This window comes from Paenibacillus swuensis, assembly GCF_001644605.1.
Classification (GTDB): Bacteria; Bacillota; Bacilli; order Paenibacillales; family DY6; genus Paenibacillus_N; species Paenibacillus_N swuensis.
Window position 1 is genome coordinate 3,994,038 of sequence record NZ_CP011388.1, and the last position, 15,737, is coordinate 4,009,774.

Annotated in this window: 15 protein-coding genes; all 15 read right to left on the bottom strand. The window is 46.1% G+C overall.

Features of this window, described 5'->3' with window-relative positions:
- Positions 1–18: 18 nt before the first annotated feature.
- The gene (locus SY83_RS17845; protein WP_157279883.1) at positions 19–924 is read right to left on the bottom strand and encodes a type II secretion system F family protein; all 906 of its coding nucleotides are present in this window, start codon (positions 922–924) and stop codon (positions 19–21) included.
- On the bottom strand, positions 888–1,787 hold the full coding sequence (locus tag SY83_RS17850) for a type II secretion system F family protein (RefSeq protein WP_082882600.1): 900 nt from the start codon (positions 1,785–1,787) through the stop codon (positions 888–890). The genes SY83_RS17845 and SY83_RS17850 overlap by 37 nt, the downstream gene beginning before the upstream one ends.
- Before the next feature lie 9 nt (positions 1,788–1,796).
- Entirely contained in the window at positions 1,797–3,044 is a 1,248-nt protein-coding gene (locus tag SY83_RS17855; RefSeq protein ID WP_068608992.1) for a TadA family conjugal transfer-associated ATPase, read from the bottom strand.
- A complete protein-coding gene (locus SY83_RS17860) occupies positions 3,041–4,159 on the bottom strand; it encodes an AAA family ATPase (RefSeq protein ID WP_068608994.1) in 1,119 nt (372 codons plus the stop codon). The genes SY83_RS17855 and SY83_RS17860 overlap by 4 nt, the downstream gene beginning before the upstream one ends.
- A 28-nt stretch (positions 4,160–4,187) precedes the next feature.
- Positions 4,188–4,313, bottom strand: coding sequence for a hypothetical protein (locus SY83_RS23675; protein ID WP_269453459.1), 126 nt, complete (start codon positions 4,311–4,313; stop codon positions 4,188–4,190).
- 134 nt (positions 4,314–4,447) lie between these two features.
- The gene (locus tag SY83_RS17865; protein ID WP_068608996.1) at positions 4,448–5,953 is read right to left on the bottom strand and encodes a serine/threonine protein kinase; all 1,506 of its coding nucleotides are present in this window, start codon (positions 5,951–5,953) and stop codon (positions 4,448–4,450) included.
- A gap of 192 nt (positions 5,954–6,145) precedes the next feature.
- On the bottom strand, positions 6,146–7,189 hold the full coding sequence (locus tag SY83_RS17870; protein ID WP_068608998.1) for an SAM-dependent methyltransferase: 1,044 nt from the start codon (positions 7,187–7,189) through the stop codon (positions 6,146–6,148).
- 34 nt (positions 7,190–7,223) lie between these two features.
- Positions 7,224–7,988 carry an ABC transporter ATP-binding protein gene (locus SY83_RS17875; protein WP_068609000.1) on the bottom strand — a complete coding sequence of 255 codons (765 nt, stop codon included), beginning with the start codon at positions 7,986–7,988 and terminating at the stop codon, positions 7,224–7,226.
- Between the two features lie 17 nt (positions 7,989–8,005).
- Positions 8,006–8,320: a thioredoxin family protein gene (locus tag SY83_RS17880; RefSeq protein WP_068609002.1), complete on the bottom strand. Its 315-nt coding sequence runs from the start codon at positions 8,318–8,320 to the stop codon at positions 8,006–8,008.
- 8 nt (positions 8,321–8,328) lie between these two features.
- On the bottom strand, positions 8,329–9,174 hold the full coding sequence (locus tag SY83_RS17885; RefSeq protein ID WP_068611179.1) for a deoxyribonuclease IV: 846 nt from the start codon (positions 9,172–9,174) through the stop codon (positions 8,329–8,331).
- A gap of 27 nt (positions 9,175–9,201) precedes the next feature.
- Positions 9,202–10,011 (bottom strand): DNA-formamidopyrimidine glycosylase, encoded by an 810-nt coding sequence (mutM, locus tag SY83_RS17890; RefSeq protein ID WP_068609004.1) that lies wholly within the window; start codon positions 10,009–10,011, stop codon positions 9,202–9,204.
- A gap of 35 nt (positions 10,012–10,046) precedes the next feature.
- A complete protein-coding gene (locus SY83_RS17895; RefSeq protein WP_068609005.1) occupies positions 10,047–10,868 on the bottom strand; it encodes a TIGR01457 family HAD-type hydrolase in 822 nt (273 codons plus the stop codon).
- Positions 10,869–10,907: 39 nt separating this feature from the next.
- Positions 10,908–11,993, bottom strand: a complete 1,086-nt coding sequence (locus SY83_RS17900; protein WP_068609007.1) for a Gfo/Idh/MocA family protein — start codon at positions 11,991–11,993, stop codon at positions 10,908–10,910.
- Between the two features lie 51 nt (positions 11,994–12,044).
- Positions 12,045–13,379, bottom strand: a complete 1,335-nt coding sequence (locus SY83_RS17905) for a ribonuclease H-like domain-containing protein (RefSeq protein ID WP_068609009.1) — start codon at positions 13,377–13,379, stop codon at positions 12,045–12,047.
- Positions 13,376–15,661, bottom strand: a complete 2,286-nt coding sequence (locus SY83_RS17910) for a DEAD/DEAH box helicase (RefSeq protein ID WP_068609011.1) — start codon at positions 15,659–15,661, stop codon at positions 13,376–13,378. The genes SY83_RS17905 and SY83_RS17910 overlap by 4 nt, the downstream gene beginning before the upstream one ends.
- Between the last annotated feature and the right edge of the window lie 76 nt (positions 15,662–15,737).

Genomic DNA, 15,737 nt, shown 5'->3' on the forward strand with positions numbered 1-15,737 from the left:
ATTCGTTCCTCCTGTTATTTAAGAATTCATCATCATGACACCTGGTGCCGCGACCACAATTAAGATCACCAGGAAGATCAGCATGAGCGGTAAAATCATTTTGGCCGAAGCTTCTTCACCTGCTGTTTTGGCTTCCGCTTTTTTCTTTTCCCATAATTGTCTTGACAGTTCTCTTAATGTAAGTACAAAATAATCACCCCCTTTACGGTAATTCATTAATATCGTGTTTACGAATACTGCGGTTTCCTGAACGCCGCAACGCTTGTTAAAGTCCTCCATGACACGGCCGAAGGATTCGTTTCTGTCCAGTTCCGTTACTGCCTGTCGCAGCTCTGCATAAAGGGGCTTTGTCACGTCTCCGTGACTAGAACATTTCATAAGAGCTCCTTGTATCGTTTCACCCGCGTTCATTAGCAAACACATTTTGTCCAGCAGCTCCGGCATATCTCTGATTATAAGTTTCTTTCGTTCACCGATGCTCTTGTTCAGACTTTGCCATCTAAGGAATGGGATCACACTTGTCAGGATTAAGCCAGCGATATACATAACCCATCCATCAGAAGAAATGGCGGCAATACCGCTAAAAAATAATTGACACAACAACATATAGCACAACATTCTACTAAGAAATCTTTGGATTCGAATCTGCATTCGATCCTGCGACGGAAGTAAATTTAACTTTTGAATGATGGCTGAAACCCAAGTTGCGAACCGACGTCTAATGTGCAGATACTCAATTAAGAACCAGCTTAATGCCTCAAGTCGGGCGCGGATCTTATTAGATTGATTATCAGGATGCGGCTTTAAATTCCAAACGAATCCGATCCCTATCACTAAGGCGATAGACTGGGCCAAGAACCACAAAAGAAAGAATGAATTCAACTCGTTCACACCTTTAAATTCATAATTTTCATGGACAGCCAACCGGCAACACCAATGACGGCTAACGCCAATGTCATGACAAAGTGGCCTTTAAGCGTGTATAGCGGTTGCATATAATCCGGAGATCCGAAGCTTAAAAATCCGATAATGACAAAAGGAATGACACACATCGCTTTGGATTCGAACCTTTTCTGTGCGATCATGACCGAAATTTCTTGTTCGATTTGCAGCTTGTCGCCAATCATATGGGCTGTTTTACGCACAACTTCCACTAAATCTCCGCCGGTTCTTTTGCAAATATTAAACACCTCGGTAAAGTTGCTGATTTCATCCAGATGAGCTCTCGCTCCCAAATCGCTTAAGGCTTTCTCAATGGGCAATCCATTATCCACTTTCCGTACAATCGCTTCCATTTCCTGAACCATGGCCAGATCGGCATCAGGATAAATCAGAGTCAGATCAACAATGGCTTCTCTAAAAGCATTCTCGACGGATTTTCCTGCTGACAACGAAGAAGATATGGAGTATAAACAGTGTTTAAAGCTGAGCTGCAGCTCTTTTTTCTGCTTGAGAATTCGGTTGCGAATCCAAACTCCGGGAGCCTTCAAAGAGATGAAGCTTAGCGCCGCAGATAGAACAATACTCTTGTAGAACAGATAGCCGATAATGAACATAATCAAGGCGGTTAGGAAAATAACGATCCATTTCTCGTGGGTAACGAGGGTGTATTCATCATAATTTTTGGCTGTATATACTTGAGCGGATTTCGGTTGAACTGACGTTGGCGCATGCTCCTTAATGACAGAACTTGTCTTTAGTACAATCGCCCGCTGAGATATCCGCTCCTTACCCCATAATACGATTCCCGCCAACCCTGCCAAGACGATAGCAATAAATCCTAACAAATATTTTCTTCACCCTTTCCCAAGGCCCGCCATCTCAAGTTTATGCCTTCTGATTAAGTTGTTACCTGTAGAAATCAAAGCCCCCTTCACATCATTAGTTGACTTTTTGGAATCAGACGCAATTTCATATGGTTCATGCTCCTCAAATCGGTAGAGAGGATTTAACACAATTTCACCTTGTACCACACCGACGATTTCTGAAATTTCTGTAACACGGCGTGTCCTGTCCCTCAACCGCGACAAGTGAATCATAATATCAAGGGCTGAACAAATTTGGTTGCGTATGACGCCTATTGGCAGATCGGCTGCGCTAAGCACCATCGTTTCCAGACGGCTGAGCATGTCGGTTACTGTATTGGCATGTCCCGTGGATAATGAACCGTCATGTCCGGTGTTCATCGCCTGCAGCATATCCAAAGCCTCCGCTCCCCTTACCTCACCCACAATGATTCGGTTCGGGCGCATGCGGAGTGAAGCGCGAATAAGATCGCTCATCGATACTTTGCCTTTCCCTTCCGTATTGGCGTTTCGCGTTTCCAAAGCAACCCAATTCGGTACATTGCTAATTTGAAGCTCTGCTGAATCTTCAATCGTGATTACACGCTCATCTGAAGGAATGGATGATGATAATGCATTTAGGAACGTTGTTTTTCCAGAACCTGTGCCTCCTCCGATAAAAATATTGTATTTAGCTTTCACCAGTGTAGTTAGTAATTTATGAACTTCTTGGGTGATTGACCCGGATGCCGTGAGTTGTTGAAGGGTTATCATCTTCTCGGGGAATTTACGTATGGTGACCGTCGGACCCTTGAGTGCAAGTGGAGGAAGAACAATATGAACACGGGAACCGTCTGGTAAACGGGCATCTACAACTGGAGAGCTCGCATTAACAATTCGGTTTACTTTGGATACGATCATTTGAATGATATCCTCAAGTTTTTCTCTGGATTCGAACATGAGAGGTAATTGGTGTACAGCTCCATACCGTTCGATGAAAATTTCCTCGTGACTATTAATCATGATTTCAGAAATTGTGGGATCATCCAACAACGGTTGCAAAACATCCATCCCTCTAAAGGTGTTGAATATGCGTTCAACAGCGTTTCTCTTTTCCTCAAACGTGAGCAACCGGGTATCGAAAGAATGGAGCACTTTGGTTTCAATACATCTTCTCAATTGTTCATCATCCAAAGAAAGAACCTGGTTCAGTTCTCCCCTGATTTCTTCCCTTAGTTGAAAATATAAGATATCATTCATACGGCACTACGCCCTGAAATAACATCAACGACCTGCTTGAGATTATCATTAAATATTCGATTAGAAAGCTGTTGTTCACGATTACGTACATTCTTCCATTGAGGGATATAAGGGAGCAAACCACTAATTAAGACATCCTCTTGATCCTCAGAAGCCCGAAACGCACCCGTGTATTTGTTGGTATAAAATCGAGCTGCTTGGCGAATACGCTCCAGTTGTTGGGGCTGATTCAAATTAGCTTCCGTTAACCATAACTTGGCTTTCCGGGTTGAGTGCAAATCATCCAACACCAACCACAGCACAGCGTCGCTCATAGCCATGGATTCCAAAATCCTGTTGTGATAACACGATTCCAAATCCATAACAATATATGAAAATTGATTTAATTGTTGTAATGCTGCTATAAGCTTCCTCACATCCGCTGACTCCATGTGCTGCATTTCTCTGACGGAATGATGTGGTGCGATAAAGGAAACGCCAGTATATTCATCCTTCTGTATACATGCTTTGAGTTGTTGCTCAAGAGCGGCATCTTCTTGTCTAAGGTAATATAAAACTTGCGAAAAACCCGCCTCTTCTGAACCGTGCAACCATGCAGTTGTAGATGGGATGGACTCTAGACTAAGGTACAACACGTTTTCTTGACGCTCCGAGAGAAGATGAGCCAAATTCATGGCAACTGTAGTTTTACCGCAACCTCCTGTAGCCGAGAAGACGGATATAATCCTCGTATCTTGCTCCCTATTTGCGTTATCTTTAAACAAGGATCGGTCACCTAAAGCTCCTGCATATAACGTATATACTTTACTAAAAAGATCATCAACGGATTGATACTTATTAACAAAGGAAAGTCCTTCTTTATACAATTCTGTCTCTGAATCCGCAATCGCGATAAGACATTGGGTACTTGCTTTAAGCTCGAATTCCAGATCGCTGATCCATGTGGAACAAACAAGTGTGATGTCCGTACGTAAACCAGTCTGAAGGTGTTGGGACATTTGCTCCAATTCCGAAATATAACGAATATTCAGCTTGTTAAAGCGAGGCGTGGATCTTACATAGTTTGCAATCCTGCTTAAATAATCAGGATCAGGATCCGCCCATAAGACTTGCATATCTTTTAGCTCCTTTCGGTTCATAGTTTCACATCAGATGTTGCAGTAAGCCCCCAAATACCAGGATTAGGCCGGCAATGCCAATCACAATACCGGCTTGTTTTCTTTCCTTACCTGACACAGGAATTTCCGGATGCCATTTAGTCCAGTTCATCACACACCTCACGTTCTAGTAAACACAGAAAAAGCACACACAGAATCAGGTTAGGTCAACCTGTCCGCGGTGCTTCCGAGACATGAATTTATAATTATTTCTATAATATATAATATATACCATTTATGCAACAACTATTTCATTTGTATCAGTACTCGGTGAAAAGAGCGTATTAATCTGTGCTTGATTGTCGCTGTCTCTAAACGAGAAGATTGGGGCAACAAAATTTCCAGAACAGGAACAATCGCTTCCAAGACTGATGTTGCGTATTCTTCGAGATCTAATATAGATTTTTGTTTCCAAAAAGAGTCGACACAATGAAGATAAGGGATATCAGGTATGAAGCATACAGGTTGTTCAGGGAAGCTTTGAAGCCATCGTTTGCGGGAAGGAAAGACGACATCCCTGTTCCCGATCCAGTATACCTTGCCTCCTTGCTTTGTTAAATAGTCAATTCGCTCAGGCACCCACTGCTCCTCATTCAAAGTCCACACAGCCGGCATCGGCGTTGCAATCAGGAACCACATGTCCACCTGCTCCAAGTCTATATTCCCGAGTGTTTCTAAAGAAAGATCTAAGAGCACCAATGGTTCTTTAGCGGCCAGCATCTTATGTTGATATTCAAGAATGTCGGATGAATGCCTGAAATCCAGAACGGCGTGCGGCACACCATGTGCGCTTAGTCCTTTAGCTACCGCGTGTTGCACGAATGAAGCACCCGCACCACGGTAAACACTTGTGAATGCCACAATCTTCTTGTTCATCGGTTTATTAAAAACAGAACGTTCAGGATTACGAACACTTTGAGGAGATATGGATTGCATTGAATGTTGTGTTACTTGATGTAAATCCGACCTCAGCTCCGATGCGCTTTGATATCGCTCTGCTGGATTTACCCGTAGCAGTTTGGAGATTACTTGCAATAGTTGTGGCTCCACAGCTTCTATTTCTAACAATTCAGTTTGTGAAACCCAACCCGGCATAGCATAGTGACCGCCGCTGTACAGATAATACATTAGCGCTCCCAAGGCGTACAAATCAGAGCGATGATCCGACTGATTGCCGTTAAACTGCTCCGGTGCCGCGAACCCGACGGTACCAATCGGAACTGTGTCTTGCTGCTGTCCGGCCTTATATGTTCGTGCTATGCCAAAATCAATTAACCGTATCCCTTTGCGTTGATCAATCATAACGTTGGACGGCTTTAGATCACGGTAAACATACGGATGGACTGGCTGCTCATGTAAATATTGAAACACGTCGCAGAGCTGAAGTATCCACTGATTTATTGCTGGATGTGGAAGTTTCTTGTTTAAACGCTCGAAATGCGCCTGCAACGTTTCACCCTCCACATATTCCATCACCAAAAAATCCGTACCATAATCAGTAGCAGGAAGATAATCAATCATATCCGGCAACATGGGATGCTTTAACTGCATCAAGACCATCGCTTCTTCAGAACTAACCTCAATCCCTCCGACATTGTTAAAACTCTGTTTGATAGCCCAAAGCTTACCGTTTAATTTGAGATCTTCCGCACCATAAACAACGCCCATACCTCCTTCACCCAAAATAGAGCGGATTACATATCGATTTGCCAAAATCGTTCCTGGCTGTAACCTGTTATTATTCGGATTCAAGAACACCCTCCTTTCATTCTCCCTCCATAAAAAATAACCTCTTGTCCAATTCATACGGACAAAAGGTGGTGATAAACGAATGAAAGCACCCCTTCAAGCCCGTGAGCGTGCAACAGCACAGCTAACGCTTGTCAGGATGCTTTCCTTACTTCTTATTATACTAAAGTTAGTACATATTTCCAGTACATTATATTAATTTTTCATTAAGTATAAGGTCAGCTCGTCTCGGTTATGAAAAAGTTGCTTCGCCTGCAGCAGTTGAACGGAATCTTCCCAACTGGAAAGCACTTCGCGTACAGTCTGGAAAGCCTTCTTGTGCATGAGCTTTACCGTGATGACCAAGTTGCCTCCAGGACGCACAGCGTAGAGCAGCTCAGATATTAACTTCGACATCATTTTGGGGCTCCAACTCATGTCACAGACAAGCAAATCAAACTCACCGGGCTTGAACTGGACCTCTCCCGCATTCTTTTTCAAATGTTTCAGGTTCGGATTCTTCAACAATTCGGGCGCCATGAAAGCCGGGTCGACCGCTGTAACCGTTAAGCCGCGCTCCAACAACAGTGATGTCCAACCGCCGGGTGCCGCCCCGATATCCAAAGCTTTATGAAACTGGTCCAGAGAGAAACCGAATTTCTGCTCCGCTTCAAGCAGTTTAAATTTAGCTCTTGAGATTTGACCTTCCTCTTTGCGAAATCGGATACTGCCCCCGGACCAATCCGACAGATTATCCAGCGGTTTGGAAATGCCCATGTAAATCCGATCCATGGTGGCATAAACCGACACGATCAGATCCGCGTCCCTCAATACCATCTGAACATCCCTACAATCGCGAAACACGGCTTCGACTGCTTCCTTCATGGCTTCTTTACCCAATGGACTCTGGGGAAGCCTGCGAATTTGGACCGCGATATTTTTGCCTGAGACCGCAATACATAATGATGACAGCTGTTCCTTTAACAACTCAGCGTTAATCTCGTCTCCTTCAAGCTGGATATATTCCGCCTGAATCGGATGAAAATGCCGCAGAAACATAGGCTCCTGTTCTGTCAATGTCTGTACAGCCTGTTTTTCTCTAACGTTCAACTCCATGATAAACACTTCGGAAGGCACAATATAGCTAAAACGCGCGCTTCCAAACAAACGCCGAATTTCCTCCTGGGCTTGTTGAGCATAACCTATATTACTTGTACCTATGAAACGGGAACTTGATCCTTCCCGATGCTGTTCTGTCAAATGGGCACCTCATTCTCATTCTCATATTTATGTATTAGATAACCCGGATCCAAGGCCGGTCCTGATGCCATTCCAAATCAACATTCACGTTATAAGCCAGTCTGATATTCTCTTCTGTAAGCACGTCCCTTTTGGGGCCGGCAGCAATAAGTTTGCCTTGTTCTAGTAAAGCGACATGTGTGAACAACGGCATGATTTCTTCCATATGATGTGTAACGTAAAATAAGGTAACGGATTTCATGTTCAATTCATTGATTGTCACTAATAATTGTTCCCGTTCAAATAAATCTAAGCCTGAACAAGGCTCGTCCATAATTAATAGGGTTGGATCTGCCATTAACGCCCTGGCCAGCATAGCTTTCTTACGTTCGCCTTGTGATAATGTGCCCAATAAATGCGTACCGCGGTGTTCCAGCTTCACAAAGGCAAGCATACGCATGGCTTTCTCTTTCAAATCCTCGGGAATCTGCTCATAAAACCTTAAATACCCGAATTCCCCTGTAGCTACAACTTCCCAGACGGGGTCGCTTAACGCCAGTTTATCCATGAGAGACTGTGATATATATCCAATCTTACGGCGAATTTCCCTTACATCCACTTTACCGTAGATAGAGTGAAGCACCTTTACGGTACCCGATGAAGGGAACACATAGCCGTTAATCATCTCTAGAATAGAAGTTTTGCCAGAACCGTTACGACCGAGAAGCACCCAGTGCTCATCCTTACGAACCGTAAGCGTGACATCGTCCAAAATCTGCGTTTCCTCCCGGCGAAGTGAAACATGATTTAGATCAATCATCTTGGAACATCCTCTCCCTATGAGCGTTCAATGATTGGCTTTAACAACTGATATAATCCGTCTACCGAATGCATCGCATATATGGATTTCGTTACCCGGCCCTTTTGGAATAAAAGAATGCACGGGATACTCGTAATTCTCCACCGCTGCACTAAACCGGGAGCGAAATTCACATTCGTCCGATACAACTCTAAATTCGGATGCATAGCTTCAATAACTTCCAGCATCCGCATGGCTACCTTACAAGTTCCGCATAAAGGCGTATATAAAAAAAGTGCAAAATCCCCGCGAAATCGCAGCTCTTCCGCTTCAAGCTCCGTAATGTCTTTCATGATTTCCCCTAACTTTCATTCCCAATCTCCGCTAACCGATAAATCTTTGCAATTTCATCCCTATGCGTCCCATCCATGGAAGAAGGTGTTTCCAGAACGACCGGAATCCCATCCGGAATGGACGATTGCAGAAGTAATCGCATACGCTCTTCGCCTATGTACCCTTTACCGATGTTGGCATGCCGATCCCGGTGTGACAGATAAGGATAAAGTGAATCGTTGAGATGAATGGCCTTCAGATGTTCCCAGTACCCTATTGCTTCTCCCTTCATGACCAAACCGTTCCAATCATCCTCCGGCCACAAGCCGCTTGCAAAAGCATGACAAGTATCGAAACAAAAACCTACCTTAGCCGGAGATTTCAACAAACTGCGAATCTGCATCATCTCTTCCATGGTCGTCCCCATCGGTCCACCTTCACCTGCTTGATTCTCTAAGAGAAGCAATGTTGTTCCATGCCATGCATCCAGAACTTCATTCAGCAATTGTAATATATTTCGGTAGCCTTGTAACGGATCTTTTCCTTTATACGTCCCGAAATGGACAATAATACCTACGGAGCCGCAAGCATCGGCAATCTCTAAATCGTTCAGGAGCGAATTTACATTCGCTTGAAACAGTTCGGCTGTATCCGCCGTGGTGCTAGTTGGGTAGGGTGTGTGGGCAATCGATAATATATCATGTTCCAGGCAGTACGACGCGCAGGCTTCCGCGTCAGGACGGTTGAAGGCTTTAACCTTGAGGCTGCGCGGATTTTTCGGGAAATATTGAAACGCCTTCCCCCCCATTGCCAAAGCCGTTTTCGCTGCTCCTGAATAGCCCTTTCTTGTACTGATATGACTGCCGGCATAGATTCGCGGTTTAGGCAATAGCTTCTCTCCTTAGCGTTGGCAATTGGAACAGTAAAACATTTTGCGCGAATTCAGCATTTCTTTCACGATCGGCTGTCCGCAACGGTAACAAGGCTGATTTTCCCGGTCATATACTTTACAACGGTCATTATAACCTCCGGTCAGCGTATCTCCCACATACAGGGGATTTTCCATATAACCGCCATACTGAATTGCTTCTTCGAATACGGCATGCATAGAACGGTACAACGCAGCGTAATCCGCTTGAGACAACCCCCCAATAGAGCGGTCCGGGCGGATTCCGGCATGATGACACAATTCATCGGAGTAACAGTTCCCGATGCCGGCTATGATTGATTGGTCCAGCAGCTTCGTCTTTAAAGCCCCTCGTTTGGAGGATAACAAAGCCGCAAAGGCCTCTACCGTAAACGAAGGAGCCGTGGGTTCAGGACCAAGCTCGGCAAAAACTTGGTTGGCTTCATCTTGCGTATATAAGTGTAAATGACCTAAGCGAAGGCCCATGAAATAGAGTTGGTTTTCACCAAAAGATAATATAACCTGAGAAGTCCGATCCGGCTTGTCCTCTTCTCTTCCATAAAACATCCAGCCGCCTAACATCAGATGCAACGCCATTAAGCGACCGTCATCCAACAGAAAGAGCAGTTGCTTCGCACGTCGGTCGTATCCGGTAATGGTTCTCCCGGATACTTGTTCTATAAACTGTTGCGCCGTCATATTAACCGATTTTGGCCTCTCCACGGATACCGCAGTAATCGTTCGGCCGGCCGTTTTCTTACTTAGCAGAGCCTTGTAGGTTTCCATCTCAGGTAATTCAGGCATAAGGATTCCTCCGTAAAGGTAAGTTCTTCCTTTACTTATAACCGATTCTTAAGGCTTATATACGCTGAGAGCTCCTCTATGTCCTTACAGACATGATCAGGCTCGAAACCGGCGAGTTGGACTTGCTCGTCATAATTTGCGGAAGTGGTTACACCTGTCAACACCAGAACAGTATGACAACCCGCTGCCCTCCCTGCGCCAATGTCAGTAAACATATTATCTCCGATGACGATGGCTTGCTCCGGTAAACAACCAAGCTTAGCTAAAGCATACTCCATGATGATCGGAGAAGGTTTACCTATAACAACGGGCTTGACACGGCTCCCGGCTTGTATGGATGCGCCAAGTGTACCCGCTCCCGGAATAAGCCCATGATCCGAGGGCAGCAGAAGATCCGGGTTTGTCTGGATAAACGAAGCTCCCTTTAATAAAGCGGTCACAGCTTTTTCCAATTTCAAATAATTGAATTCACGGTCAATCCCTTGTACAACAACATCCACAGAATCGTCCATGCAGTCGGATAATGATAGCCCCTTTTCTTGAAGGGCTACCCTTAAACCGATTTCACCTATACAGAAGATGTCCTTGCCAAGCTGTTGTTCGTTTACGTACTGTGCCGCGGCTTGAGCCGAAGTATACACTTCATCCGGTAAGGCTTCAATGCCCATCCCAATTAAATGCTGTGCTACTGCGACCGGCGTACGTGATGAATTATTCGTGACGAACAAGAACGGAATTCCTTCGCTTCGCACATTTCGAATCCACTGATCCGCATAAGGAATCATTCGCGCCCCGTGATAAACGGTACCGTCTAGATCAATAAACAAACCGATCTTCTTCCCGAAATTTTTGATCATGGATATGTCCTCCGAATGTTCAAGTACAACATATTCAAGTTATTTTTTGGCATGGTCCTTCAACACTTGATCAATCCAATATTCCGCGATAAGGCAATCCTGTACCTGAGGCGCCAAGCCGTTAAATCGTCGATCTCCGCTCAACCGATGAAGGAAGTGGTTCAATCCGCCCAGATGACAATCCAGGCTCATGCCCATTGTTGTTTTGTCATCTGGAACCAATGACAGTTCCTGCGGCTTGACTGCTGCGGGTGAAGAACCGTCCAACATACGAATGTTTGGGAAATATTCTTTCTCGAGATCACAGGTTATGCTGCCCTTCGTTCCGTATATGTTGATTTCGAAAGCTTCCGAACCCCAGGCAATTCGGGACACTTCCGCAGATGCCTCTAAGCCTGAAGCCAACTTAACATTCATCATCGCGTAATCATCCACTTTCATATCTACCCAGTTCGCAAGAGTGGCATCCGTTGGCCGTCGTTTAACGAACGTGTTCAACGAACCTTTGACGGAATCAATCTCACCCAATAAATGGCGAATCACATCCAGCACATGCACGCCAAGATCGGTTATGGCCCCTCCTCCGGACACGTCAGAGGATAATCTCCAGCTTACCGGCCGCTCTGCGTTAAGATACCCTGACCTACGGTAAGATACTTGGCATTGAAGAGCTTCCCCTATCAGTCCTAAACGGAGAGCTTCACGTATGCGTATGACCCCGGGATGAAAGCGATAGACCAGAGCTACTTGATTCGTTATTTTCTCTGAAATACGAGAAGTCAACTGCTGTGATGATTCATAACGCTCCGTCAAAGGCTTCTCGAGATAAATCGCTTTACCTGCGTTAGCCGCTTTCATCGCGTCTTCGAAATGCATTGCATTGGGTGTGCAAATATCAACTACGTCAATATCTCTGCTTTCCAGCGCCTCATCCAACGAAGACACAACATGTTTGAAGCCCATTGCCTCAGCTTGTGCGCGCTTTTCATCAGGATTACGGGTAACCAAGGTATCGAGCACAGGTACGTATGGCAAATTCATAATAACAGGCAGTGCTCTTAAAGCAACAATATGGGTTTTGGCTATCGCGCCTAGCCCTACAAATGCGAATCGTATAGGTTTCATAAAGAATCTCCTCCTCATGGGTTAATCGTTAAACTCAGTAGTTATCAAAAACTATCCTTGACGATCGTAATAATCCTCTTCCGTCACAGCGTCTTTCCATCCCGATGAAACCGCCTGTTTATATTGCTTACGACGGATCCGTTCCGCTCTCTTCTGCAACTCTTTCATGCCGGCGCGTTGTTTCGGGTCTGCCCGGGTCAGCGCCAATCTCCGAGTCATAAGCTCGAGAGCTTCTTCCGCATACAACAAAGCTGAGTTAAAATCTTTGCGCTTATGCTCATAATACATGGACAATTCAATATAAGGCTCCAGCGACTGCAAAGCTCCCTTGGTGTTCAGTTGAATGTAACGTTGCCATAACTGCAGCGCCTTTTCTTCTTGCCCCAGTTTCTTGTAGCTTTCGGCCAGCGGAACATAATAAGGCAAACATTGATTAACGGGCAAACTCATTAATTTGGACACAGCTTCGGCAGCTAACGATTCCAGTCCATACTTCACGTACCACAGCCCAAGTCTGTATAATTCTTCCGCTTCCATCCGTTCCCAGGACACCTCGCCTTTAAGCAATCCGCCGAAGTGTGCAGACAAACAAGCCAGAGTGACAATATCCCGCTCGTTATGCCTGAACACCCCCTCCAATACCGAAGCGTTATTCGTTGCCAGATATTCAAAGTACAGCGCGGGTGCCATGGAACCCGGAACATCATGCCCCCGTTCAATCCCTAACCTTTCTTCTTCGACAATTCCTAAGCGACAAGAAGGAAGTGTGTTTCGCCACAAGCTTCGGGACGGGTACAACAAATCCAGATGTAATAAATGGTCCAGTTGAAAAGTGAGTCTGTTCATCACGAAACGGTTTCGGACAATCGGCCAGTCAAAGGTGCGTCCATTATAAGATACCAGGTGAGTAAAGTTCTGAAGCTTATCTTGCAAATACACAAGCATAGCCGTTTCTTCTCCGGGGTTGCGTATAAATAATTGTTCCACGATAAACGTACTTTCGGTGTAATAACCAATTCCGATCATGAATGGAACATTACCCGCTCCTACACCAAGGCCCGTAGTCTCCGTGTCGAAGAAGAGCATCTGTTCATGATGCAGGGTCTCTTCGCGATCCTGGAGGGTCAGCGCATCCGCCCGCTCTGTCAAATGACCTAAAGTATACATTCCATGTTGATAGTTGAGTTCGTATCGAATTTCACGTACAAGGAAGGTCCCCCATGCGTTCGCTTCCCAACGTTCTTCACCGCCCATCCAGGCGTGCTGCGGTTCCCTTGCCTCCGCAACATGCTCTGAAATCTCTTCCTCAGGCTTCATATTACCCTGCAAAGTGGCGGGAGACATGCTGCTCTTGAGACGATTCAGCCGATCCTTCAGCCCGCTCATCGACCTGCCCTCGCGTCCGCCAGGAGCTTTAATGCTTGTTGCTTGCCCAGCAGTCCGACTTCCTCAATCGGACCCACGCAAGCAGGACACCCGCTGAGACAGGCACAGCCTTGAATTAAACCTTGCGCCTGCTCCAACAGCTGGTCATGCACTTCGTAAAGACGCTCGCTCAGACCGATTCCTCCGGGATAACGGTCATAGAAGAAAACGGTCGGAAGCTTCGTATGGATGGCTTTCACTTGCGGAACCACACATATATCCATAGGATCGCACATTAAATACAACGGAGCGATATGGATCAACACATTCGCAATGCCGAGCAGTGCAAACTGCATCTCATTCGTTGACTTGTTGGCCGCTACTTCTTCGCTGAACGAAAACCAGTAAGAACTTGTATGCAGTTCTTCTTCTGGCAGATGGATTGGACCGGAACCGATATTCTCATGGGTTCTCAGTCGAATCTTCTTGAAGATCGTAGGCTTGGCGTTCACCGTCACTTCCCCGTATTGCCTAACCAACATTCCGCCTTGTTTCTCCTTGTCGACATGCAATACCTTAAGCTGTACGGCAAGCGAAGCGTCTGTATAATAATCTACTCTCACTTCGCGTACATACGCTTTCTTCTCATCGTAATCCAACTTCTCCACTTGATATTGTACGCCTTCGTGAATATATATCGCTTCTTCGTGAATCAGCGTCGGAGCGCTGAAACGGTCTGTCTCCCCGATTACTTTCGGTCCGGCGGTCATATCAATGATGATGAAATTCTCCTGCGCGGCGGAACGTAACGAAATGTTGTGGGCTGGAAAAGACTGTTCCATCCAATACCATCGTTGGTTCACATGGTGAAGAATTTTCTCCTCTGTCAGAAATTCAAGCACATCCTCCAGAGGCTCATCCCCGAAAAATTCGCCTTGCTCGAATGGTAATTCATATGCGGCGCACTTGATATGGTCGATGAGTATAATTAGATTATCCGGATGGATCAATGCCCGCTCCGGCGGCTTTTCAAAGAAATAATCCGGGTTCTGGATAATGTACTGATCCAGCGGATTACTGCTTGCCACCATGAACGTGACCGAGCTGTCCTTCCGGCGACCGGCGCGGCCGGATTGCTGCCAGGTACTCGCGATCGTACCCGGGTATCCGTTCAGCACACAAGCCTGCAGCTGTCCGATGTCGATCCCGAGCTCCAGGGCATTCGTGCTCACAACGCCGCGAATTTCCCCGCTTCGGAGTCCGCGCTCAATCTCACGCCGCAGCTTGGGCAAATATCCGCCGCGGTATCCGCGAATGGACTTCGCGCCCAGCTCATGCTTGACCGTATCTTGCAGATAGGTCAATAAGAGCTCTACCCGCACACGGCTTCGAGCGAATACAATCGTCTGAATGCCTTGTTTCAACAAGGAGCCGGCCAGTCGACGTGTTTCCAGCACACTGCTCTTGCGAATGCCTAGCTGCTGGTTTACTACAGGCGGATTGTAGAACACAAAGTGCTTCTCCCCGGCCGGAGCTCCGTTCGTATTGACCAGAGAAACCTTTTCACCAATTAACTTCTCAGCGTGTTCTTTCGGGTTCTCAATTGTTGCGGAGGCGCAAATAAATTGCGGCGCCGACCCGTAAAATCGGCATATACGCTTCAGTCGGCGTATGACATTCGCAACGTGGCTGCCGAACACCCCGCGATAGGAATGCACTTCGTCAATAACGATGTACTTTATATTCTCAAACAGTTTAACCCATTTGGTATGATGAGGCAAAATCGCAGAGTGTAACATATCCGGATTGGTCACAACGATATGTCCCGCGTTACGAATCGCTTGGCGAACCGTCGGCGGCGTATCGCCGTCATAGGTATGCGTCTTGATATCCGCACCCATCTCGTTGACCAGTTCATGCAGCTCAGCGACCTGATCCTGAGCCAGCGCTTTGGTCGGAAACAAATACAGCGCTCTTGCGCTTTCATCTTCCATAATCCGTTGCACGACGGGAAGATTGTAACACAGGGTCTTGCCGGAAGCCGTGGGTGTAACCGTCACAACATGCCTGCCTCCCCGAACTTCCCTGTAGGATGCTTCCTGATGCGTATATAATTTAACGACACCGCGATCCGTTAATGCCGAAGCTAAATCCGGATGCAGATCCAATGGAAATGATGCGTATTTCGCGTCGCGCGGGGGGATCGTGTGCCAGTGTGTCACGTTAGTCATTATTTTAGGTGTGTTGCGGATAACTTCAATCCATTCTTCCATGGAAGCGACCTTACCTGTTAACCGATTCATAGTCCAACCTCCTGCCGGAATCTCTCCTCTTCATTGTACAGAATGCATGTTCGCCTGACAACCGGGTTTCATCGCT